Raw genomic sequence first — 21,957 nt, forward strand, 5'->3', positions numbered from 1 at the left:
ATAACATGGAAATGGAAATCGCAATTTTGAAATTTGTACGTGGAGTTCTACCATTCGTAGCAGAACTTTTAAAAGCAGTAATGTAAGTTCATTATTACGCAATTATTAGGAATAACTTTTCATACAAATGATCTGTATATCAAAGATGAATTGATGTGCAGATCATTTGTGTGAGCAACCTTTAAACAAGAAAAAGAATTCCAGAATCTTAAGGAATTCTTTTTTTATGTGTAATTATAAATTTAACATTTTTTACAAATGATCTTAATTTTATCATTTTAGCCAAGAAGACTCCTTCCTCAAGGAACGCTTAGTGAGTAGGTGGGAGATGAATTGGCTTCGGACAAGGGATGGCAGGAAGCCATCTTAATTGTTCGACATACATAAACTGTTACTTTACTACCTATCGAATGTACGTTTGTTGTACAATAGAAACATACCGAAATGGAGGTGAAATGAATGATGATTAATAAAGCATATAAATTTCGTATCTATCCAAATAAAGCACAAGCAACCCTAATCAATAAAACGATTGGCTGTTCTCGTTTTATATTCAATCATTTCCTATCTCTATGGGATAGTGCATACAAAGAAACAGGGAAAGGTTTGACATATGGTACATGCTCTGCGAAACTCCCTGCCATGAAGAAAGAATTTGTTTGGCTAAAAGAAGTGGATAGTATCGCGATTCAGTCATCTGTTCGCAACCTTGCGGATGCTTATACACGCCTTTTCAAAAAACAAAACAATGCCCCGCGTTTCAAATCTAAGAAGAACAACGTACAATCTTATACCACAAAACAAACAAATGAAAACATTGCCGTTGTAGGAAACAAAATGAAATTGCCAAAACTAGGTCTTGTTCGATTTGCCAAAAGTCGTGAAGTAATTGGACGTATTTTAAATGCTACAGTTAGACGGAACCCTTCTGGCAGATACTTTGTGTCATTGTTAGTTGAAACAGAAGTGCAAGAACTTCCGAAAACAAACTCTTACATTGGAATGGATGTGGGACTAAAAGATTTCGCCATTTTGTCAGATGGAACTACCTATAAAAATCCGAAGTTTTTTCGATCATTAGAAGAGAAGTTGGCAAAAGCACAGCGTGTTCTTTCTAGAAGAATGAAAGGATCTTCTCGCTGGAATAAACAACGAGTAAAAGTAGCTAGAATTCATGAATACATGACGAATGCTAGAAAAGATTACTTGGACAAAATCTCGACTGAAATCATCAAAAGCCACGATGTTATCGGTATAGAGGATTTGCAAGTATCGAATATGTTAAAGAATCATAAGTTAGCAAAAGCAATTAGTGAGGTATCATGGTCTCAGTTTCGAACTATGTTGGAATATAAGGCAAAATGGTACGGCAAACAAATCATTGTCGTATCGAAAACATTTGCTTCAAGCCAATTATGTTCTTGTTGTGGATATCAAAACAAAGACGTTAAAAATCTAAACCTACGTAAATGGGACTGCCCTTCTTGTCGTACACACCATGATAGGGATATTAACGCAAGTATCAATCTAAAGAATGAAGCGATAAGGCTTCTAACCGCAAGGACTGTGGAGATAGCCTAATAAATTAGAGTTCGATAGAACTCTTTACTTAGGAATCCCCCTCTTCTAAACGAGGTGAAAGTGGGGGTAGTTCAATGACATAAATTATTGTAGTTTAAAGATTAACCCTCCTTATGCAATATTACATATAAAAATCTTTATTAGGTCTGTTATAATTTTAAGAGTAAATTATTCATCCATTAATTTACTCTATCCATATCTATAGTTATGGAAACCCTAATTACATATAAAAAGAGAGAAGAACATTGGTGAGTTCTTCTCTCTTTTTATTTACTAAAGATTACTATTCAAAGTGCTTATTGCAATTGCTTTAAGCTGAATTTTAAATTATAAATTCTGATTTTCATACTTCTTCACGAGTCGATAAAAAGAAAAGAGTATCTGCTCCTTCAAAAATAAGTTATAAAAGAGTTTTGTTTTCCTGTAACACATTATCTATCCTGCTATTCGCAATCAGTACGCTCCCGTACTGATTAAAGTTTCACTTTATAACCTGTTTGCAATATTTACACGTACCACGCCTCCGATAATAGTAAGCAATCGTAGCACCAAACAGAGCCACTCCCCAAATTGGCCATAATAACTCTGGACCTTCCAATGCCCATCCCCTAAGATCTAGACCCCCTTTATTAATAAACCCCCGGATGTACATCAAACCTGCTGAAGTAATCATAATGGAAACCAGTGAAGCAGGAATAATCGCTAATGAAAGAGGTACACGCCTGCCAGCAATAAATGGAAACCAACGTGGAAAAATTTCTCCCCAAGGCTGAATAAGACCCAGCGTAAGAATCGCCCCTCCGAGCGCTACGGTAGCCAAAGACGCGCCCATTAACCAAATTCCGGGTGAATCACGTTCAAAGGAATCAAGTAATTCTTTGGTAGTTCCCAGTGGAATGCCTAGCGCCCAACACCATCTTGTTATGGAATAACAGATAGGAATTATAATGGCAATGCAAGTGCACCATTTCCCCCAAGATGCTGCTGAGGATTGTGATGCCCATTTAGAGGGATTACTATTTCGGCCACAATAAGGACAAGCATCTCGCGTTTGACGTTGATAGACTAAAGCAGTCGCACTCCATAGAAATGCGCCTAACATACTAATATATTGATTTACAATCGTCCAGTACATCATCTGTTCAAAAAACTTCACTCCATGTGGAAAATCAAATGGCGCTCCAATCAAAAAAATAAATCCATATGCTGTTGACGCCAAGACACGGTAGTCAATAACTGCAAATAATAGAATTGCTACTAACATATACACAAACATAAGTAATACTATTCGTAAAAGTCCCTTGCCCCAGCCACAAATCATCATGACAGCTACAATGACTCCCATTAATCCAAATCCAACCATTATAGGTGCACCAGTTTCAGGCCTCAGACCAGCTAGCATTGAGTATTCAGATTGTGGATCTCCGATTCCAAATGGAAAACCATTTCCTTCCAAGGTCCAATACTGACCTAATATCAAATACATCAACGACCAAACAACCGCCGTATATCCAATCCATTTGGGCCAAAATGATAACCATCTAAAAGTATGAATTCCGGTTTCGCTTTTTTTCTCAGTATTTGACATCGCGAATGAACAACTCCTTTTATTAAAAAGTAATAATGCTAAAACCTTCTACAATATTTACACTGTCCTCGCCTTTTTTGATAGTAAGCGATAGTCGCTAGCCCAAATGCAATTCCCCATGGAAGCCAAAATAGTGAAGCCCCTAATTCTCCCCATTTTTGGATAAGTGTCAATGTCAGAATGGCACCGCATATAGGTAATTCACTGATACCAATTTGATAGCAAAAAATCCCGCTTTTCATTCCTATCTTTCAATGCACCTTGTGAATAGTGATCATTTGGCCGTCGTATATGATTTAATTAAAAAAACCATATTCTCCAACTCCCCAGTGTATATTGATGAATAAATTCATATTATGATAAGAAAGTTAATTTGAAACGGACCTCCAGAACTGTTTATAAACAGTTCTGGAGGTCCATTTAGAAAAGAAATTCCATAATCACAGTTGTAAGGTAACAAACTGGAAATATTGAGCAACAAAAATACCAATTCCGCATAATGGAATTGGTAAAAAAATCTTCTAATCTATATTAATTACTTTCTTTCTCTATAGAATTATACTTGTGTTACACAAACTCACTATTATGTTCATATTTATTTTTTAAAATAAACCGCACCAAAATTTTCATTAAATCTCTTACACCAAATAGAAACTGAACCATATACACTTACATCTACCCCTTCAGGAATTTCGTAGTTTTGGTCTCCTTTATTTCCCTTTAATTTTCCCAATTCAATATACTGATAGTTTTTCACGTCTTCATTATTTTTCAAACGATTCGTAGGAACTAATACAACTCGCACATCCGGCCCATTAGATGTTGCAAAATTAGAAAGTCTTAAAACACGTTTTCCATCTGCTAATTGATGAATTTTTGCCGTTCCAGTTGTTTCATGGACACCGTTTTGAAACTGTCCTTCACTTATTACTCGATCACTTTGTTGCTTTGCTTCAGTTGATTGTACCTCTGTTTGTGGCAATGCTTCATTCACGAGCTTATCAATAAATAATTTCTCTGGCCTGAACAATGACCATAAAATCCCCAATACTATTATCAAACAACCTATAAACCATACATATTTTCTTTCCATAAAGTAAAAAACCTCCTGTAACATACTGTGTAGTAGTATGTTAACAAGAAGGTCTTTCATTTTTCTAACGTAAATGTTACAAAAGTCTTTCAGCCGTCTTATTTTTTTCTGATGTGATGGGAAGAGTAAACCAAAATTCACTTCCCTGCTTACCATCTGCGCGATTCCTCACACCAATTTCCCCTTTATGCATTTCAATCAATGATTTTGCGATAGCTAATCCAAGACCGGATCCTCCAGATTGCGAACTTCTTGATCTATCTGTTCTAAAAAAACGTTCAAATACGCGTAATTGATCATTTGGAGAAATTCCCATCCCTTCATCTCGCAAAGTGAATTGGACCTGCTGAGTTTGTTTATTTTCCTCTACAGTCAATTCAATTGTTCCAGATACAGGAGAATATCGAATTGCATTATGTAATAAATTACCTATGACCCTTTCTATTTTACAAGGCATAATCAAAAGTCGAGGTAATGTATCTGGAACATCCAATTGCACATGGATTTGTTTGTCTCCTAATAAAACAGAATGTGACTCTAATACATCTAATAGGACTTTATCTAAATGTGTGAAACTTGGGTGAAAATCTACTTGCTCAAACTCTAACTTTGAAAGATCAAATAAGTCGTTAATTAATCCACTTAACCTTTCTATTTCTTTTAATATCGTCGCTAAGTATTGCTTTCTCATTTCAGGATCTTCAATCAGGTTATCTTGTAATGCTTCTATCATCAATTGCATGCTAGCCATAGGAGTTCGTAAGTCGTGTGAGATATTGGTAATTAGCTCCTTACGGGATTTTTCCTGTTCCTCTAATTTAGTAAACCCTTCTTCTAATTTTTTTGCCATCTGTTGAAAGGCAGTTGCTAATTCTTTAAACTCCCGTGGTTCTTGCCCAATTATATACATCGTTTCAAAGTGTCTATCACTAAATTGTTTCGTCAATTTTATTAAATTTTGTATAGATCTCATGATAGGACGTGTCATTAACCAATAAATAAACGTTGAAATAATGAATGCCACAAATGCGATTACTGTTAATAACCGCGTTTGTTCCGGTTCAAGTAACATTTTCGTCTCACTATACCATATAGCAATTACCATAATACTGGTACTTAATAAATTCATGAGTAACAATTGAATACGTAACCTCACGCTTCATTTCCCCCATTTGGCTCAAAGCGATATCCTATACCCCAAACCGTATGAATCCAACGATTCTTTATTGTATGCTTCTCGAGCTTTTCTCGTAAACGACTCACTAGCACTGTAACTGTGTTTGATGCCCCTTCATGTCCAAAATCCCAAATTAGTTCAAGAAGCTGCGAGCGAGAAAACACTTGTTTTGGATGCTTTGCCATGAGATAAAGTACCTCAAACTCTTTCACCGTTAACTCCACTTCCTTATCACAAACAAGTACATATCTTGTCTTTGGATATATTTTTAAATCTGGAAATTCTATCACTTCCAATAGGGACTCTTTCGCGTGTATCGGTACCTGGCTTCCCCTTCTTAGTATAATTTGGACTCTTAATACTAATTCACGAGGGGAAAATGGCTTTGTTAAATAATCATCTGCCCCCATTGTTAAGCCTAAAATCCGATCCCTTTCCTCTCCCTTAGCAGTTAACATAATAATAGGGACATTTGATTCTTGACGAATTTCCTCGCATAATTCCCATCCATCTTTTTTCGGCATCATCAAATCTAATATAATTAAATCTGGTTGATGCGTAAGAAATAAATCCCAACCTTCTTTGCCATTTACAGCGGTATATACTTCATATTCTTCTCTTTCTAAATACCGCTTGCATACTTCTCGAATATTTGTTTCATCTTCTACGATTAAAATTCTTTTCTTCATGTACTATCCTCACTTCTTTTTCACCAATTACAAAAAAATTTATTTTTTCTATTATCCAATAAATATATCTTTATAGGTAAAGATGTAAAAACTGATCGCATCAATAAATTAAAATTCCAGATTTGAATCTCTAAGCGAATGAAAATTCAGAAAAAAGTTTATGTAATTCAGATAGTAATCTTAACATTTGATTACTTATATGACTAGATAAGCATTTAAAATAGTAGTATCTAAATCATATAAATTAAAAGGAATGAGTCCGATATGGATTTGAAATAAAGTCGCAATGTTTATAAAAAAGATGCGATGTTTTGAAGAAAGTTGCGAAGCTTTGCACCCTTTAGATATTTTTGTCTAAAGGGGTTGTTATTTATGTCTAAAAGAAAAAGAACATCTGAAATTGGAAAGTAGATGAAGCAAGGTCGAGGTTCAGGCATAGGTCCAGATTATCAGCCTTAGTTGAAGATTCAAGATGTTTCATTATTGGGTAAATCAACGAGATTAAGGGTACCAAAATGAAGCGTCAGCATGAATTTTTATCAGACTTGGAACAAAACCACTTTTACTTAACTGAATTTTCGTATTTATAGATAGATATCAGATAGAAATTCCCTCTATTACTTCAAATATTACCTGAATTATTTCAATGATATATTTCCCGAAGAGGTTTCCAATTGTACTTTATAATCCCCTCTCCCATACGTTCCTTTTGTTTCTTTTTTACCTTGTTGATGATTATCTAATACGATGCCGGCTGAACGTCTCCCGCTGTTGGATTTGAGGAGTAGCGTGACATCTGGTTCATCCCCATTCAAGGTAACGTCCACATTTCCACTTGTTGTAGTAACATAAACCTCTCTATGGAAGTGAAGGAAGTCAAGTTTTACGTTACCACTACTTCCATTAACTCGCAGGTTGTGCGTTTGCAGCTCCTTACCAACGACACTGCCAGAAGTGCCATCGATTATGATTTTCCCTTTGAATTTAGTGGGAATTCAAACTTCCAATTGGGGCATCCGATTGATTTTCCCTTTGAATTTAGTGGGAATTCAAACTTCCAATTGGGGCATCCGATTGATTTTAACCAGACGGGTTATATCATTTTTTACTCGAATTATTATTCTTCGTTTCTCCCTATCCATTAAAATTCCCGGACCATTGTCGTTTAAAAGTAAGTATGCTTCCACTTCATCTATATCCGCGGATATTACATTTATCTTTGTGCTTCCATGATCTATGTGAATAGAATCAACATCTTTAAGTGAAGCCATTTGAATGTCTTCACCTTCCGAATCTGCAGTACAGGCGCTTAAAAACATTACAGCAAGAATAGCCAACATGACAATAAATTATTTCTTCATATTTTAACACTCCTCTCGTTGGATACCATTATAGAAGATGACGTCACGTCAATTTCAATTTTTATATAGATTTACTAATGAAAACTAAAAGAGTCTAAAAAAACTTGAAGTTTACGTCGCGTCATTTTGTATACTGATAAGTAACTACTATATATCCATTTTAATTTTTCGACATATAGTCGTGACTATGGATAACAAAAGGTTACCTGCACTCGTTTTTTCTCTTTGTTTCCGCTTGGCATGGGGCACAGGAAAAGGATCTAGCCGCTTCTATGCATGTACGGATACTCCCACTCACCTAAAAAGAAGGTCTTTATATTGGTTTTTTAATTTGAATTCACACATTTAGATATATATGAATAAAAGAGAGTAGAAAGATAGGAGGTTTTTAGATGAAACAGGGAGATATTATTATTTATGGATGCGTCATTATAGGTGCAGGTATTGGGCTGACACTGGATAATGCATTTCCTGGTGTACTGATTGGCTTAGGGACAGGATACTTACTTAAAAAATTTTTTGGTAAAGAAGAATAAATGTGGAATGAATTAAAGAGTTGTTGACGATAGAATCTTAACGTACAGAAAGGCAGGTTTATCCGTTGATACATATTAATAAGGTTGGAGAGCTGACAGGCGTTACAGTAAGAACACTGCGTTATTACGATCAAATCGGATTATTAAAACCAGCATCTAAAACAGAGGGTGGCCATCGTTTATATACCAATGAAGAAATAAAAAAACTACAACAGGTTCAATTTTTAAAAAAGGTTGGATTTCCATTGCATGAGATTAAAGATATGCTAGGTTCCAACACTTGGGATTGGTCAGATAGTTTAAAGAGTCAATTATCTTTCGTAATAAAAGAACAGGAAAATTTAAAGAAAACAGAATTATCCTTACGGGAAATGATACATGGAATCGCGATAGAAGGAGAAGACAATTGGATCGCGATTCAGAAGATTATGCAATTATCCAGTAAAGATAGAGATATACAGCAGTATTATCGTGAAACTGTATTTAAAGACAGAGAAATAAAACTATGGGAAAAGGTTCCCAATATGACAAGTGACAACTCTGATTCACTAGAATGGATTGCTCTGATAGGTCAGTTAAAGCGTTATATGAAAGACGGCCCAAAAGCAACCAAAGTCCAAAATATCATTAGAAGGATGAATGAAAAGCGCTTAGAGGAGTTTGAAGGTGAGGATGAATTTTTAGATAAACTGTGGGAAATAAGGATGTCACCAAAGCAATCAGAGAAACTGAGATTATATCCAATTGACCAGGATGTACTCGAGTTTATGGATCAGGCATATACCATTTTTATGGCTAAAAAGAATAATTCTCAAAAGGAATAAGGGGGGGAGAATGGTGAGTACAGAGCTACTTCTCCTAATAGGGGGATTGGCCCTATTGGACATGCTAAGCCCTACCATATTAGGGGTAACAGTTTATTTGCTTCTAACCGATAAAGAGAGACTTACCAAACGTTTATTAGTTTATTTATTGACGATAGCAGGATTGTATTTTGCTGTTGGAGTTTCACTTATGTTAGGATTAGATTTCTTGCTTGAGATTATTTCTGGTATATTTCAAAATCGAATCGTAAGCTGGACGTTCTTTATTATTGGGCTGATATTGTTCATAGCAAGTTTTTATGTTCCAACAAAGAAAAGTTCAGACCTACTTGCACCAAAATCAAAAAGCATTCTTTCAATGGTTGCTCTAGGATTCACTACTACATTAATTGAACTAGGTGCTGCATTCCCTTATTTTGGAGCAATTGGCATAATGACTACTTCTAATCTATCGTGGGTGGAGTGGTCTTCTATTTTAGCGGGATACAACTTTATCATGGTGTTGCCTTCCCTCGCGCTACTTCTCTTCTATCTACTGTTTGGGCGGTGGATGCAAACACCTCTTGAGAAGCTTCGATTGAAAATTGCTAATAATACAGGATCAGCTCTTTCGTGGATTATGTGTATAGTTGGACTCATCCTGATTTTTAATAGCCTGGATTATTTGTAGGATGTTTGACCAGAATCTTAGATAAAAGTAGAATTATTCAACAATCGAGTGCTTTAATGGAGGAAAGACCACAAATATTATTAAACTTTTTTATAAAAGGATGATTCAATTGAGTTTAGAAAAAGCGTGTTTTGATCAATCTTTTTCAAAACACGCTTTTTTATTTGCTCTTTTATCAAGGTTTATTAAGTTAATTTAATCAGACTTTATTCCAAGCCTACATTCGATTCAATATCGAACTCATTCCCTATTAGTAGCCTAAATTTTTGCATCTAATTTTTCAGATTCAGTTCATTACCGGTTCTTTTTTCAAACTTAGCAACAGAACTGTTACCTATTACTGAGCTCTTGATAGATTCCATGCTATAGTATCAGTTCCATTCTCTCCATTACCATATTTCATATAATCGATTAAATATCCCACCTTTAACTTGTTACCATTAGATAGTATGTTCCATTGCTTATGGTGTCCAGTGAAGTTCTTTGGATATGCATGATTAAATTTAAAAGTACTTGCGTTCTGTTTTTGATCTAAATGGATATAACTATCTTGAAGTTTTAAATATGCATAATCTGAATAAATAGGACTTTGGAATTTAATTAATACCTCTTCATCCTTTTTAATTGGTTTTCCAGGTTTAGGTTGACCTACTCTTTCAATAATTACATTCACTTTTTCATCGCTAGATTTCTCAGCCCAAAGATACTCCCATTTATTCCCGGCGTGATGACTTCCCCAATAAGCTGTATTTCCATATGAAGCTACAGTATAAGGAACTCCTTCTGTAACAAATTCACCTGAATTATCTACTACATAATCTTCGAATTCTTTATTAGCTTTAATCTCTGCATCAATCTTTTGTGTAGGTGTTAGATTGTGTGCGTCATTAATTTCAAATGTAACTTCTCTGTGCGCTGCAATTTCAGATTTAATAGGGTGTATATTTTCTCTAGACTCATATGTATATCCATTCTCACGTTTAACTAGTGTTACTGTTTTTGAGGGACCACTCCATTTTGTCCTATAAGTAGTAGAGATCTCGTTGCTCACCCCAAATAAACCAGGTAAGATTGATGCCCGAATCTTTTGCGTAACAGGATCATAACTACTTTCTACTAATGTTGGTTGCTGTAGTTTTGCAAAAGCACCGTGTACAGAGTCTTTATGTAAATAACTGCGATCGCCCTGCCCCGCTTTTAAAGCGTTCAATGCATCAGTTCCATTATTATCTGAAACCACTGATACTTGATTATTACTTTTAGCCTTGTTTACAATATGCTTTACTTTATTCGTATCTATATTAATATGTTGAAAAACTTCGTTATAGGATAAGGCTGGCTTATCAGCAAGAGATTTGTCTTTAGGACTATATATCCTAAACTTTGGTATATTCCCTATATCTGTTTCTAATTGTTCTGTAGCTGCATTTACTCTAGATTCATATCTCCCTGAATCTCCCAAATGCATAACTTCTTCACCTTTTTCGATGGATAAATCCATTGTACTTGTAGGTAAAACTTCAATCGCAAGAAGTTCCCCTTGTTCAACAGCTTTCAATTCATCCAATGATAAGACAATATTCGCATCTGCTTGTCCCTCTAAACTATCAATTACTACTTCTGTTTTATTCCGTCCACCTTTTTCTGTACTTAAATAGTTTGCCTTATAACGATCTTGTGTTGCCTTTACAGTATTAATAATTTTGTTTCCTAAACGAATATTAAAATGAGGCGAAACATTTTCAGCGGATGCTGTGCCTACATTCTTATATTCCAAATGTACCCGTAATTTTGCTGCGTTCGCTGTATCCACAGTTGTTGCGGTAGACCAATCAAAATTATTTGTATAACTCTCCGTTTCAGTAGTTGTTTTTGAATATCCGTATCCCACGTTTGCTGAAACACTTCCGGAAGGAACAGGACCGGCTGCTGAGCCTTCTACACCACCTGAGCCACTTAGACCTACATTAAATGAATGTTGTGTAGATACGCTTTTTTCCCATCCTCTGCTAACAGATCCGCCATTATTATCCGTAATGGTTGCAATAGGAATTACTTCAATTCTTTTGACACCAATTTGTAAATTTGGCATATTGGCAACTATCGGATTGAAATTAGTATCAGAATCATTATTATAATTCTCAACCTCATACATATCAGTAAACGGATCACCATCCGTATTTGCATTCATAGGATTCGATATAAATTTTGGTTTCCCTTTATCCTTCTCGGGATCCCATGCTTTCGCTTCATTTTTTCCAGTTTGTGAATTGAATTCAATTTTATATCCATTAATCTCTAAGTCGTTAGAAATACCATCTTTGTCCCAATCGTTGTTTGCCATTTCAATGTTTTGTGTAATGAGCGAACCTATTTCCCCATCAGATCCGAGCGTGAAATTCTTATCTTCCTTTTTTGCATTTGTATTCTCTTTGAATATTTCAACTGTACTTCCTGGATTCGGTTGTTTCACATCTGCTAAAGCAGGAGATGCTAAAGTCAGTGCCATCGATACACTACCTAATACACTAAGTGCTGGCTTCAATTTTTTCATTGTTATTTTTCCTCCTTGGTTTCTAATTGAGTTAGAACACCTACTAGTAAGATTAATTTCATCATATATAACAAATCTTTCATTTCTCTCTCATAACTGTTAAAAAAGTCTCTCGTAAATATTACAAAACACTTACAGAGCTTAGTAAGGCTATATAATCTGTATATAAAACATCAAAAAAGCAGTAAAATGAACAATCGATTACACTATATACAAAAAAGCAGCTAGCCAAAGCTAACTGCTCACTAAAAATAAATTTAGTTTTTAGCTATGTCCTTAACTCGATAATCTTCTAAAGTGTTTACCGTAGCAGAACTCTTTTGTTGCTCATTACTCATTTTTATTCACAATTCCATTCTATGGTTTCTTATGAAATTTCAGTAAAAGAATCTATTAATTTTAAAATGTACAAATAGGAAGCGTGACTTCAACTATAGTTCCCTTATTCACTTCACTCTCAATAAATACCTTTCCTTGATGTGTTTCGATAATTTTATAACAGATCATTAATCCTAAGCCAATCCCCTCTTCCTTAATACTATAAAAAGGTTCTCCGAGATATGGTATACGTTCTTTTGGAATCCCGCACCCTTGATCGATAAAACGAATGCTTATTTGATCATTTTCAAGTTTATCAATTTGAATCAGAATTTCCCCTCCCGTTGGCATGGATTCCATTGCATTTTTTAAAATATTTACAAATACTTGTTTTAATTGATTTCCTTCACATGGAATCAATGGAATATCCGGTGTAAAATCGATTCGAATTTGTATATTATTCATCATTACTTGAGGTTGCAGTAGCATTAAAACTTGATCCATTAGCACACTAATATCATTCGGTTGTATCTTTACCACCTGTGGTTTAGCTACCGCCATAAATTCAGTTGTAATACTTTCTATACGCTCAATCTCTGATGATACTATATCTATATAACCCTGATTATTCTCATTTTCCGTTGATTTTAGTAATTGCATAAACCCTTTCATTGCGGTTAATGGATTATTAATTTCATGAGCCATTGCAGTCGCTAATTGTCCTACGACAGCGAGTTTTTCAGATTTTCGTAGTAATTCTTCTGTTTTTAACCGTTCAGTGATATCACGAGAGATACTTAGGAAAACTTTTTTACCATTCAAGTTAAAAACACGGACACTAAACTCAGTTGTTATTATTTTTCCTGTTGGAAAAACATATTCATCTTGCAAAGTGAAAGAAGTCTGTCCTTCTCTAATTTTTTCTAACAGCTTTATAATCATTGGAGAATCTTGTGGTACAGCATTTGGAAATGGCAACGATAGCAGCTCTTCTCTACTATATCCAAATCTTTTACACCCAACAGGGTTTACCTCAATAAATCGACTTGGAACCTGATCTTCATTTAGCTCTACTACATATACTGCGTCAGTTGCTTGTTCGATTAGTGCACGGTACTTCATTTCACTATCACTTAATTGTTGGTGTAATCGATGCCGTTCTCTTTCTGCTTGTTTTCTTTCAGAGATGTCTCTACATATTGCTGATAAAGCTATCACATTTCCTCTTACATCTAGAATAGGAGAAACTGTGAGACTGACATCAAGAAGGCTTCCATCGTTACGTTGTCTAACAGTTTCTAATCGAGTAACTACGGATTCTCTTGTTAGAATTTTCCGAATATTTTTAAGCGATTCGTCCATTAAGAAGTCTGGTACACAAGGTAATCTCTTACCTATGATTTCGTGTGATGACCACCCAAATATCTTTTCATAAGCTTTATTAGCTTGTAAAATATGTCCTTCTCGATCAGATATGGTAATAGCGTCTACATTATGCTTTATAAATGATTCCAGTAATTCTTTGGTTGCTCTTAATTCTGATTCTACCTTTTTCCTTTCGGTTATATCGACTGTAGAACCAACAACTTCAATAACTTGTCCATTTCGTTTAATCGGCCTAAGCGCAATAAGAATAATAGTTTTATCATTTGGCCAGGCTAATTCAAATATAATTTCTTTCCCTTCCCATGCTTGAAGATAATACTTCATCAATTGTGGAACTAAATGTGGAGGAACAATAGAAGCATCAATAGTGCGTAAGCTTTTCCCTACCACTTGTTCAGAATAAAATCCGTTTTGATAATAAAACTGTCCATCACATAAAGTGTGTATAAAGTGCTTACCCACTTTTTTAAATTTAAAGATCCCCCCTTGAAGCTCGTGTACGGTATCTGTGAGTTCTTGCTTCGATTTTTTTAATTTTCGATTCATTTTAGTTAAGTCCTGTGTTAAATAATATAATCTCTGGTAAGCTTCCATAAGAAATAGCCCAATTAAAAGTCCTAAAGCAATATATAATAAGCCTTGAGTGTAAAGCAATGTAGTATTAAAGAATACACCAACTAACCACTTTATTCCCACAAAAACAGAAAAATATAAAGATGCACTTTTAAATGGATTAAGGTTTTTAAAATATGTTTTAAAAACAGTAAATAGGATACCCATACCTAAATAAGCAATCACAGGTGGTTCCCAATACCCACCAATGTAAAAGATACGCATTATAATAATGCTAATTAACGTAATCCAACCAGCAATGCGACCAAAGTAAATATAAGATAGAATAAGAGGAACAACTCGAAGATCGTAGGAAAATCCCATGTACGGAAAAGAAAAGAACATCAAAGTAACTGCGATGATCCCCCCATAGAATTTTTCAAAATATCGCCTGGAATGACTCGTAAACACTTGAACAAATATTGCTGCGCTAACAAGTAAAGAAAAAATAGAAAGATTGATGAAATAGTCTTTAATAATCATGTAATGTCCCTCCTTGCATTAAGTATATTCGACAAAAAAGCGGAAAATCCTACAAATAGTATAAACAGTTCAGATGCATAAAATTTAAAATGCATGTAAGTAATCTCTAAATCTTGGACATACTGATACTGTTACTCTAAAAAGTTGTACAATCGGTATAAATATTGAAGAATTAGTACTTCTTACAAAGATATTCTTCTTAAAGGATGTCGACATGAGGTTAACATTTCAAAAAAAGTATCAAAATGCAGACCGAAACTGAGATTGACATATCAACAGACATTAACATGTTAACCTTCGAAAGAATAAAAATGTTAACTTCATGTCAACTCCCCTTGATAATAAAGTTAATAAGAAACTAATACTACATGGATAAACCATAAGTTTATTAGAACAAGAATTGAAATATATAATTTATAGAGGTTAAAAACATCAATAAATACAATGATTCCCTATTAAAATACAAAGGATATTTCTCTATATTTTAATAAAGTAATATATTTAGCGTAAATTGTTTTTTGTAACATGTAACTTAGAGATTCTCAATCCACTATCAGATATACAATTAAAGATTTAATACTTCTTACAAAGATATTCTTCCTGCAGAGTATTGATATGAGATTGACATTTCGTGAAGCTGGATCAAAATACATAACAGGAATGAGACTAACATATCAATAGGTATTAACATGTTAGCTAACAATAAATAAGAATGTTAATCTCATGTTAGCTATACTTAGCAATAATGAAAACAAGACATTAACAAAACATCTATAAAACCATGGTTTTATTAGGCCGAAAATTGAAATACGAAAATCCACACTAGTTAAGAATTGCGCTTTATAAACTACTAGAAGTTTCAAGTAGAAAAATCACTAAGAAATACAGACTATCAAACAAAGCAGCTCTCATTATAGTTAATTCAATCAATAAAATAATATTAATATGAGCAAAATTACTTTGTAATATACGGCTTAGAGGTCTCAAATCTATTCTTGGGCGAATAATTAAAGGATCATTATTTCAAATGCAGAAATCCTTTCTGTAAGTATTAACATGAGATTGACATTGTGCATAATTGGATCAAAATACTCATCATTAATGAGATTAACATATCAATTAACATTAACATGTTAATCCCCTGAACGATAATATTGTTAATCTCATATCAACTATTCTTGATTATTGTGATAACAAGACATCGACAAAACATCAATAGGCATATGTCCTTATTAATAAAAGCGTTAATAAACCAAGATTCACATCAGTCTTTATTGCTTATAATTAGAGACTGAATAGATCCTTCTATAAAAACTTTTTTCTTTATCGCAAACACTTAGAAATTAAGCATTACAGCTATTCAACAACAAAGCGAATGGGACCTTGTAGTGTTTCAAACTACTAATAGCCAATAACTCGACTAGCCATTAGAATTTAACGCTCATATGAACCTATATTACTTTACTAGTCTTGGAATCAGTTAAAAAGAGATACTACACTCTAATAGTCAAACAGGTATCCGTTATATATTCTCAGGTGTTATCTATGGAAAAGGCTCATACTACAATTATTAATAATATGGACCCTTTTAATCATATTTATACCTTTTTTTTGAAAGTTTAATGCTATATCCTCATAATTTATTTACAAATCGGTTATATTTACTTATCATTAATGTTATGTGAATAAAACTGTCAATCTCATAGCAACCATTTATAAGGATATGGGTGACAAAGGTACCTCATTAATCCTATATAACATTGATGCATTTCAAGTCCCCGTTAACAAAACATCAATATTTAGCGAAGATAGATAACGATTTGTTAATGTCTTGTTAACACTTTGAATATAACATGTTAATCTTATCTTTCATGTTAATTTCAGATAAGAAAGGGATTCCTATTAGTACCGTCGAAAAACACTTAACATATCAATCTCACATTTCATGTTAATGTCATTTATCAGCGAAATTACATACTGCTAAGGAGGTAATACTATGATTAAGCAGGAAAATCACTCAGAACAAACCATGGTAGATGATGAGAACTCATTACACGAAGACGCTTTTGAAAAGGCCTGGCGAATAACAGAGTTTTCTAAGTTAGTAGGTAGACACCATAATACTGTTTATAATTGGTTTAATACGTTAGAAGAGAAGGGGTTGCATGGGACTCTTAGAACCAATAATACAAATGAAAAGCTATATAATTCATTAGATTTAAATATAGCTCTTTTCATAAAGCAGAAAAGGGATGAAAAGTGGTCATTAGATGCCATAATTGAACTTTTACCGCATCAATTCGAACTAAGGCCAGTATCTCCTGAAAACCACTCTAACGAAATATTATCTCAATTTGATTTTCAGGACGCAGCTGAGACAATCGAAAAATTGGTGGAACAAAAGGTTCAAGCACATTTACAAAACATCGAGATACAATTTCAAGAGAAATTTGAAAATGTATTAAAAGCGTTACCTCAGCCTGAAGATCCAATTGCTATGAAAGAACGTCAAAGACAAGAAAGACTGGATAACATAATAATTGAACATAGAGCTCGTAAAGAATTAAGAAGACAAGCTGAAAAACTCTGGAATGAAAAACCTGAGGAAGAGCGCATGAAAAAAGTTGGTTGGTTTAAAAAAGAGGAAGATTTAGCAAAAAAACACCTATTTATAGAGAATTATTTAAACGAAAATATGATAGAGTATATGAAATCTATTATGACATCCGAATAAAAAAGAGGCCCGGGATAATCCCAGGCCTCTTTTTTTTATTTTGATGTACCAAACATTTTGTCTGGATCCATAAATGCAGCTAATTCTTCATCATTCTCAGCATCTGCTGATGGTTCCTCATTACTTGTTCCCATATCGATGTAATCACCGAAATTAATACTGAAATCATCGTCTTGATCTTGCATTTCAATTGTACTAATTTGGGATTTTTTAAACTGAATTTGATTTTGCTTCTCTTTAAATTCATTGAATTCTTCAACTAACCCCTTAGACAAACGGGACGGTAATGCATCAGTTTTATAGAACGTATACACACTGCCCATAAAATCATTTTTACTAATTAAATACCCATTAAATACCGTACCGTTGATTGGTAATGTATTCGTAACTTCTACTTTTGCATCATCCATAAATGAATCATCAATATTCTTTTGTTCGTCTAGAATTGCAAGCATTCCAAAATGATGCACCTTAGAGGCCTCCAACTCACCATCATCGTTCTTTTTCACTAATTCTATAGGATGGTGGAAAGAGCTTCCTTTCAACGATTCTGAGAACATATCTACTATTTCTTTACTATTTTCAATTTGATTCATATTGCGAGAAATTTTATTAATAACTAGACAACCAGTTTTCTCTAATAAAATACGTTTAAAGTCCTGTGAATCTAAAATAACAGATGTTCCTGCGCCATTAGAAGCTGTATTTAATTCATGGATGATTTCACCAATGCGCTGATTTGCATAGTCTCGTGAATTAGCAATACCTTTTTTCTCATTTTCGTTTAATCCCTTAAATTCATCATAGAAATGTTGGTTATCTGCGAAAACAACGAATGCAACACCTTTTGCTGGGTCATTTGCTAACTTCCAAATCTCTTGAGAGAATTTATTTACTTGTCTTAGTACATCAGGCCCATCAGCTCTTACAGGCAGTGTTACAACAATACCCATTTTAATAAAATCTTTACGTTCAATTGCATTGTTGAATGCAATTTTTGCATACTTTTGTTGATTTGCTATTAATTCCTCTCTAGGAATTTTCATTGCCATACTTTTAAGTTCTTCAGCGATTATAGGTTTATTATGAAAAGCCGAGAATTCTTCAATTGCTTTAATGATTGTAGAAGTACCTGTTCCACCGCCTAAACCAGCAAAAAATAGTACCAATTCATCTGTTGGTCTTACACGCTCTGTGATGAATTCTTTTAACTTTTCTTTCGCTTCATCATTCGATTCTAGTACTCTTACAGCACGTTCTGGATTCTTCCCTAGTCCGCCTAATTTTAGTGATACTTGGTTACTTTTAGGCACATTTTTTAATTCGGCTAAATCACCATCGTTACTATTTAGGGCAAGACAGTTGTACACAGATGTTCCATCCGTATGCTTATATTCAGCAAATTTATCTACCATTCTAGTTCCAGCCTGACCAAAACCAACCATTGTCATTTTTACTGCTACTTCGTTTTTAAGAAAGTTCTTCGCCATTATTTTATCTCTCCTTTTTCTTATCTATTCGTTTCTTTACGTTTTCCAAGTTCAATTAACACCTGCTGCCCTCTAATTGTTGAGATTAAAAATTTATAAGGGTGCATAATTTTTTCAGTTATTAATGACATTGAAGATAATGTACTAACACTTACTTCAGCTGATCTTCTTGATATATTGGTTCGTTCAACCTCTAATGAGTATGATTTTCCCTTTAATTTCTTAACTCTCCTATCAATTACAACATTACCTACTATTTCATTTATTGAGATGCCTCTCATATATTTCGTCTCTTGGTATTGTTTATTTACCTCAGATCCTATGTAATGAAATACATTATAAAGTATTTCGTCCTCTTCAAGAATGTCTGCAAACATGTTCACAACTTCAGCAGGAAATTTAATTACTTTATACTTTTCGCTCAATACCTCGTTCAAGTTTCCTCCCCCTTAAAACGTTGGTTAATTATTCCTACGAATATATTACATTAATATAAGACGTATATCAAGTGATTATATATAGAACTTACATATAAAGCGTACAAGTATTAAAGTTAGTTAAAATGTTGATATATAAACACGAATTTATACAGCGTACATGCACGCTGTATATAATATATATCAATTTCAGGTTTCATATAATTAACAATACCTTCTATAAAACTATATATTTAATATTTAATTTGACATTCTTTTGAATAATCCTTTATAAAAAATATCAAATTACAAACATTTCATGTTAAAAAACTTCACAAAGCATCCATACGCTCTATTCATAAACTTTATATATAAGCCGTATATATAAACCCTTTAAAATAAAGGTTTTGTGGCTACTATATCAATTTCATATCAACATATTTAACATATTTCATTTATATAGAACTTATATATAAGTTCTATATATAAAGTGTATATGTACAGTGTGTATAAAACATACAAAAATCATTGCTCTGTTCATATCATATGGTTTGATATGAACATTTTAGTTTAATAAAGAGACCTTCGTATTCAACTAGATTTATTAACGATTTTTCTTCTATTTAAAACCATTGATAAAGGAGATCTGTCAATGTCATGTTATAAGTTCTCCTTTCAGTTATTAACTCACATAATTGCAAGTTCAATATCTCAAGTGTTAGGCTCCATACATTCACTTGTTAATCTCATATGTACACCATCTTTATAATTAACATATAGAGTCAATGTTAATAAATTTAACTAAATTTATTATATTTTTGTGTAAGTATAGATTTACTAATTGAATTATACATATTACTGTAAGCTACCAACTTAACAAAGCAATAGATACATTAGATGACGATTAGTTCTGCTCAAGAAATTGGACCTGTTGTATATTCTGGCAAGAAAGGGGAAGGGGTGATTGCTGACAAAGTAGAAAGTGAATCAGGCTACATCAGAAAGTGAAGAAATGTTAAATGGATTAATTTTGTACATTGGAACCTGTGAATCTAGCAATGGTTATTAAGTTTTAGTTTGAAGAGTTAAAAGTAAATCGTATCCAATTTTCAGTTAGCGTAGAGAATATACGTTCTCAAAAAGCTGTTGAACGAATAGGAGCAACAAAAGAGGGAACTTTTCGTAAACATAGAGTAAAGGCAGACGGAACCATTCAAGACAATATATTTTACAATATTATTAGTGATGAATGGGAGTCAGTAAAAGAAATATTGATTTATTTATTGGAGAAAGCATACTGTTAGTCTCACCTCTTCTTTTTTAACAAATTCTGTAATTATACAAGGGAAAGATGATAAAGAAAGGGATGTATACTTTAATACTCGTTGCACCATTTGGTTAAAAAGGTATCTAGATGAAAGAGATGATGAGGGGCTGTATTCGTCGTGCTTTCACGCCTGAATATTCCGAGTTTCTCCGCAATAATATTTTCAGGTGCCATAGCTTTGCGCGAAAATTTTCTTTTGATACGAAGATTCTTCTGGAATGAGTCGCTAAAGAAATCACTGGGGCAAACGCGATACAGATTGTAGATAGCATCGGCAAAACACTTCGTGAAAAATGAAGCAATGCTAAGAGAAATAGAGAAAAAAGCGGGTGCATTTTTCGGTAAGAAAAACTTTAAAACGAGCCTTAAGCAATCTATTATCATGCTTACTATTCAATAGGAAAAAATGCCTGTCACTCCCTGAGAAATGTCGAAGCTACAAAATCCATTCGACATTTCCAGGATGATGACAATGGATTATTTTTTATAATTCTATTTTCTGGTCACCACGTTTTTCTAGGTTTTTAGCAGTTTTACTTTGGTCAACATCCTTTTGGTCTTTAAAGGTGCCCATGAGAAAATCATAGGCTGGGTTCGTGACACCATACCAGTAATTTTCATTTTTGAAGTGATGCCATAAATGAACCTTTTTCATCCATCGCCCCCATGGTGATATTGGTTGAAGGGGGCGATGCGCGATATAATGCTTCCACTCATAAAATAATAAAAAGAGCATAATACCTGCAATAAATGCGTTTGTCATGACAAAGCTGGATGAAAGAAAATAAAAAATCGCTCCTGAAATTGCAATGTTTGGCACACTGTACCATAAGGGTAAAAATAATAAATGTAATTCATTCGGATTTGTATGGTGATCATAATGTAGGCGCTTAAGCATTTTTAATAAGAATGCATTCTTTGGTGGCTTTAGATGAAAAATAAACCTGTGAGTAGCGTACTCAGCTAAGGAATACATAATCATTCCCAAAATAAAAGCACCCCAAATTCCGATAGAGGTTAAATGTAAAATCATAAATCCAAAACTAGCGAGGAAAAGACAGCTCATGATCAAAATATCAGGATAGGAAAAATATTCTTTAAAATATTTTAGTTTCATT

At 33.7% G+C, this 21,957-nt stretch carries 17 protein-coding genes and 2 pseudogenes; 7 read left to right on the plus strand and 12 right to left on the minus strand.

All coding sequences use genetic code 11. The features are described from left to right. Positions 1–459: 459 nt before the first annotated feature. Entirely contained in the window at positions 460–1,581 is a 1,122-nt protein-coding gene (gene tnpB, locus QCI75_RS28845) for an IS200/IS605 family element RNA-guided endonuclease TnpB (RefSeq protein WP_353761948.1), read from the plus strand. A 481-nt stretch (positions 1,582–2,062) separates the two neighbouring features. Here the strand turns inward: tnpB and QCI75_RS28850 are convergent, their stop codons facing one another. From QCI75_RS28850 to QCI75_RS28870, 5 genes are all read right to left on the minus strand, one after another. After that, the gene (locus tag QCI75_RS28850; protein ID WP_353761949.1) at positions 2,063–3,169 is read right to left on the minus strand and encodes a hypothetical protein; all 1,107 of its coding nucleotides are present in this window, start codon (positions 3,167–3,169) and stop codon (positions 2,063–2,065) included. Positions 3,170–3,207: 38 nt separating this feature from the next. Then, entirely contained in the window at positions 3,208–3,411 is a 204-nt protein-coding gene (locus QCI75_RS28855; protein ID WP_353761950.1) for a hypothetical protein, read from the minus strand. A 353-nt stretch (positions 3,412–3,764) separates the two neighbouring features. Then, a complete protein-coding gene (locus QCI75_RS28860; protein ID WP_353761951.1) occupies positions 3,765–4,262 on the minus strand; it encodes a DM13 domain-containing protein in 498 nt (165 codons plus the stop codon). Between the two features lie 76 nt (positions 4,263–4,338). After that, complete coding sequence (locus tag QCI75_RS28865) at positions 4,339–5,418, minus strand: sensor histidine kinase (RefSeq protein ID WP_071746653.1); 1,080 nt, start codon at positions 5,416–5,418, stop codon at positions 4,339–4,341. Then, positions 5,415–6,128: a response regulator transcription factor gene (locus QCI75_RS28870; RefSeq protein WP_353761953.1), complete on the minus strand. Its 714-nt coding sequence runs from the start codon at positions 6,126–6,128 to the stop codon at positions 5,415–5,417. The genes QCI75_RS28865 and QCI75_RS28870 overlap by 4 nt, the downstream gene beginning before the upstream one ends. 411 nt (positions 6,129–6,539) lie before the next feature. Here QCI75_RS28870 and QCI75_RS28875 point away from each other — a divergent pair. Beyond that, positions 6,540–6,709, plus strand: a pseudogene (locus QCI75_RS28875) (heteromeric transposase endonuclease subunit TnsA); the annotation flags it as partial. A gap of 57 nt (positions 6,710–6,766) precedes the next feature. Here QCI75_RS28875 and QCI75_RS28880 read toward each other — a convergent pair. Continuing rightward, positions 6,767–7,123, minus strand: a complete 357-nt coding sequence (locus QCI75_RS28880; protein ID WP_353761975.1) for a DUF4097 family beta strand repeat-containing protein — start codon at positions 7,121–7,123, stop codon at positions 6,767–6,769. 54 nt (positions 7,124–7,177) lie between these two features. Continuing rightward, positions 7,178–7,468 (minus strand): hypothetical protein, encoded by a 291-nt coding sequence (locus QCI75_RS28885; protein ID WP_353761954.1) that lies wholly within the window; start codon positions 7,466–7,468, stop codon positions 7,178–7,180. Between the two features lie 413 nt (positions 7,469–7,881). Between QCI75_RS28885 and QCI75_RS28890 the strand changes: the two genes are divergently transcribed. From QCI75_RS28890 to QCI75_RS28900, 3 genes are all read left to right on the plus strand, one after another. Then, positions 7,882–8,025, plus strand: a complete 144-nt coding sequence (locus QCI75_RS28890; RefSeq protein ID WP_353761955.1) for a hypothetical protein — start codon at positions 7,882–7,884, stop codon at positions 8,023–8,025. A gap of 65 nt (positions 8,026–8,090) precedes the next feature. Next, complete coding sequence (locus tag QCI75_RS28895) at positions 8,091–8,849, plus strand: MerR family transcriptional regulator (protein WP_353761956.1); 759 nt, start codon at positions 8,091–8,093, stop codon at positions 8,847–8,849. Positions 8,850–8,859: 10 nt separating this feature from the next. Continuing rightward, on the plus strand, positions 8,860–9,519 hold the full coding sequence (locus tag QCI75_RS28900; protein WP_353761957.1) for a GAP family protein: 660 nt from the start codon (positions 8,860–8,862) through the stop codon (positions 9,517–9,519). A 337-nt stretch (positions 9,520–9,856) separates the two neighbouring features. Here QCI75_RS28900 and QCI75_RS28905 read toward each other — a convergent pair whose 3' ends face one another. Continuing rightward, positions 9,857–12,073: a binary toxin-like calcium binding domain-containing protein gene (locus QCI75_RS28905; RefSeq protein ID WP_353761958.1), complete on the minus strand. Its 2,217-nt coding sequence runs from the start codon at positions 12,071–12,073 to the stop codon at positions 9,857–9,859. A gap of 399 nt (positions 12,074–12,472) precedes the next feature. Continuing rightward, complete coding sequence (locus QCI75_RS28910; protein WP_353761959.1) at positions 12,473–14,872, minus strand: PAS domain S-box protein; 2,400 nt, start codon at positions 14,870–14,872, stop codon at positions 12,473–12,475. A gap of 1,996 nt (positions 14,873–16,868) precedes the next feature. Here QCI75_RS28910 and QCI75_RS28915 point away from each other — a divergent pair. Further along, positions 16,869–17,606, plus strand: a complete 738-nt coding sequence (locus tag QCI75_RS28915; protein WP_002150985.1) for a terminase gpP N-terminus-related DNA-binding protein — start codon at positions 16,869–16,871, stop codon at positions 17,604–17,606. A gap of 35 nt (positions 17,607–17,641) precedes the next feature. Here QCI75_RS28915 and QCI75_RS28920 read toward each other — a convergent pair whose 3' ends face one another. Further along, on the minus strand, positions 17,642–19,096 hold the full coding sequence (locus QCI75_RS28920; protein WP_353761960.1) for an FtsZ/tubulin family protein: 1,455 nt from the start codon (positions 19,094–19,096) through the stop codon (positions 17,642–17,644). 20 nt (positions 19,097–19,116) lie between these two features. Further along, positions 19,117–19,533 (minus strand): hypothetical protein, encoded by a 417-nt coding sequence (locus QCI75_RS28925; protein WP_002144332.1) that lies wholly within the window; start codon positions 19,531–19,533, stop codon positions 19,117–19,119. Positions 19,534–20,826: 1,293 nt separating this feature from the next. On the opposite strand from QCI75_RS28925, the pseudogene QCI75_RS28930 reads away from it, so the two are divergent. Beyond that, positions 20,827–20,943: pseudogene (locus QCI75_RS28930) on the plus strand (integrase); the annotation flags it as partial. A 380-nt stretch (positions 20,944–21,323) separates the two neighbouring features. On the opposite strand, the gene QCI75_RS28935 reads toward QCI75_RS28930, so the two are convergent. Next, positions 21,324–21,956 carry a sterol desaturase family protein gene (locus tag QCI75_RS28935; protein WP_353761961.1) on the minus strand — a complete coding sequence of 211 codons (633 nt, stop codon included), beginning with the start codon at positions 21,954–21,956 and terminating at the stop codon, positions 21,324–21,326. Position 21,957 lies beyond the last annotated feature (1 nt).

The sequence above is a fragment of the Bacillus cereus group sp. RP43 genome (assembly GCF_040459645.1).
GTDB classification, from domain to species: Bacteria; Bacillota; Bacilli; order Bacillales; family Bacillaceae_G; genus Bacillus_A; species Bacillus_A mycoides_C.

What these genes read in the sequence shown, in the direction of transcription:
- QCI75_RS28850 (WP_353761949.1), bottom strand. Translation starts at nt 3,169, where the DNA reads ATGTCAAATACTGAGAAAAAAAGCGAAACCGGAATTCATACTTTTAGA.
- QCI75_RS28910 (WP_353761959.1), bottom strand. Translation starts at nt 14,872, where the DNA reads ATGATTATTAAAGACTATTTCATCAATCTTTCTATTTTTTCTTTACTT.
- tnpB (WP_353761948.1), top strand. Translation starts at nt 460, where the DNA reads ATGATGATTAATAAAGCATATAAATTTCGTATCTATCCAAATAAAGCA.
- QCI75_RS28890 (WP_353761955.1), top strand. Translation starts at nt 7,882, where the DNA reads ATGAAACAGGGAGATATTATTATTTATGGATGCGTCATTATAGGTGCA.
- QCI75_RS28920 (WP_353761960.1), bottom strand. Translation starts at nt 19,096, where the DNA reads ATGGCGAAGAACTTTCTTAAAAACGAAGTAGCAGTAAAAATGACAATG.
- QCI75_RS28860 (WP_353761951.1), bottom strand. Translation starts at nt 4,262, where the DNA reads ATGGAAAGAAAATATGTATGGTTTATAGGTTGTTTGATAATAGTATTG.
- QCI75_RS28905 (WP_353761958.1), bottom strand. Translation starts at nt 12,073, where the DNA reads ATGAAAAAATTGAAGCCAGCACTTAGTGTATTAGGTAGTGTATCGATG.
- QCI75_RS28915 (WP_002150985.1), top strand. Translation starts at nt 16,869, where the DNA reads ATGATTAAGCAGGAAAATCACTCAGAACAAACCATGGTAGATGATGAG.
- QCI75_RS28885 (WP_353761954.1), bottom strand. Translation starts at nt 7,468, where the DNA reads ATGTTGGCTATTCTTGCTGTAATGTTTTTAAGCGCCTGTACTGCAGAT.
- QCI75_RS28855 (WP_353761950.1), bottom strand. Translation starts at nt 3,411, where the DNA reads ATGAAAAGCGGGATTTTTTGCTATCAAATTGGTATCAGTGAATTACCT.
- QCI75_RS28935 (WP_353761961.1), bottom strand. Translation starts at nt 21,956, where the DNA reads ATGAAACTAAAATATTTTAAAGAATATTTTTCCTATCCTGATATTTTG.
- QCI75_RS28870 (WP_353761953.1), bottom strand. Translation starts at nt 6,128, where the DNA reads ATGAAGAAAAGAATTTTAATCGTAGAAGATGAAACAAATATTCGAGAA.
- QCI75_RS28900 (WP_353761957.1), top strand. Translation starts at nt 8,860, where the DNA reads ATGGTGAGTACAGAGCTACTTCTCCTAATAGGGGGATTGGCCCTATTG.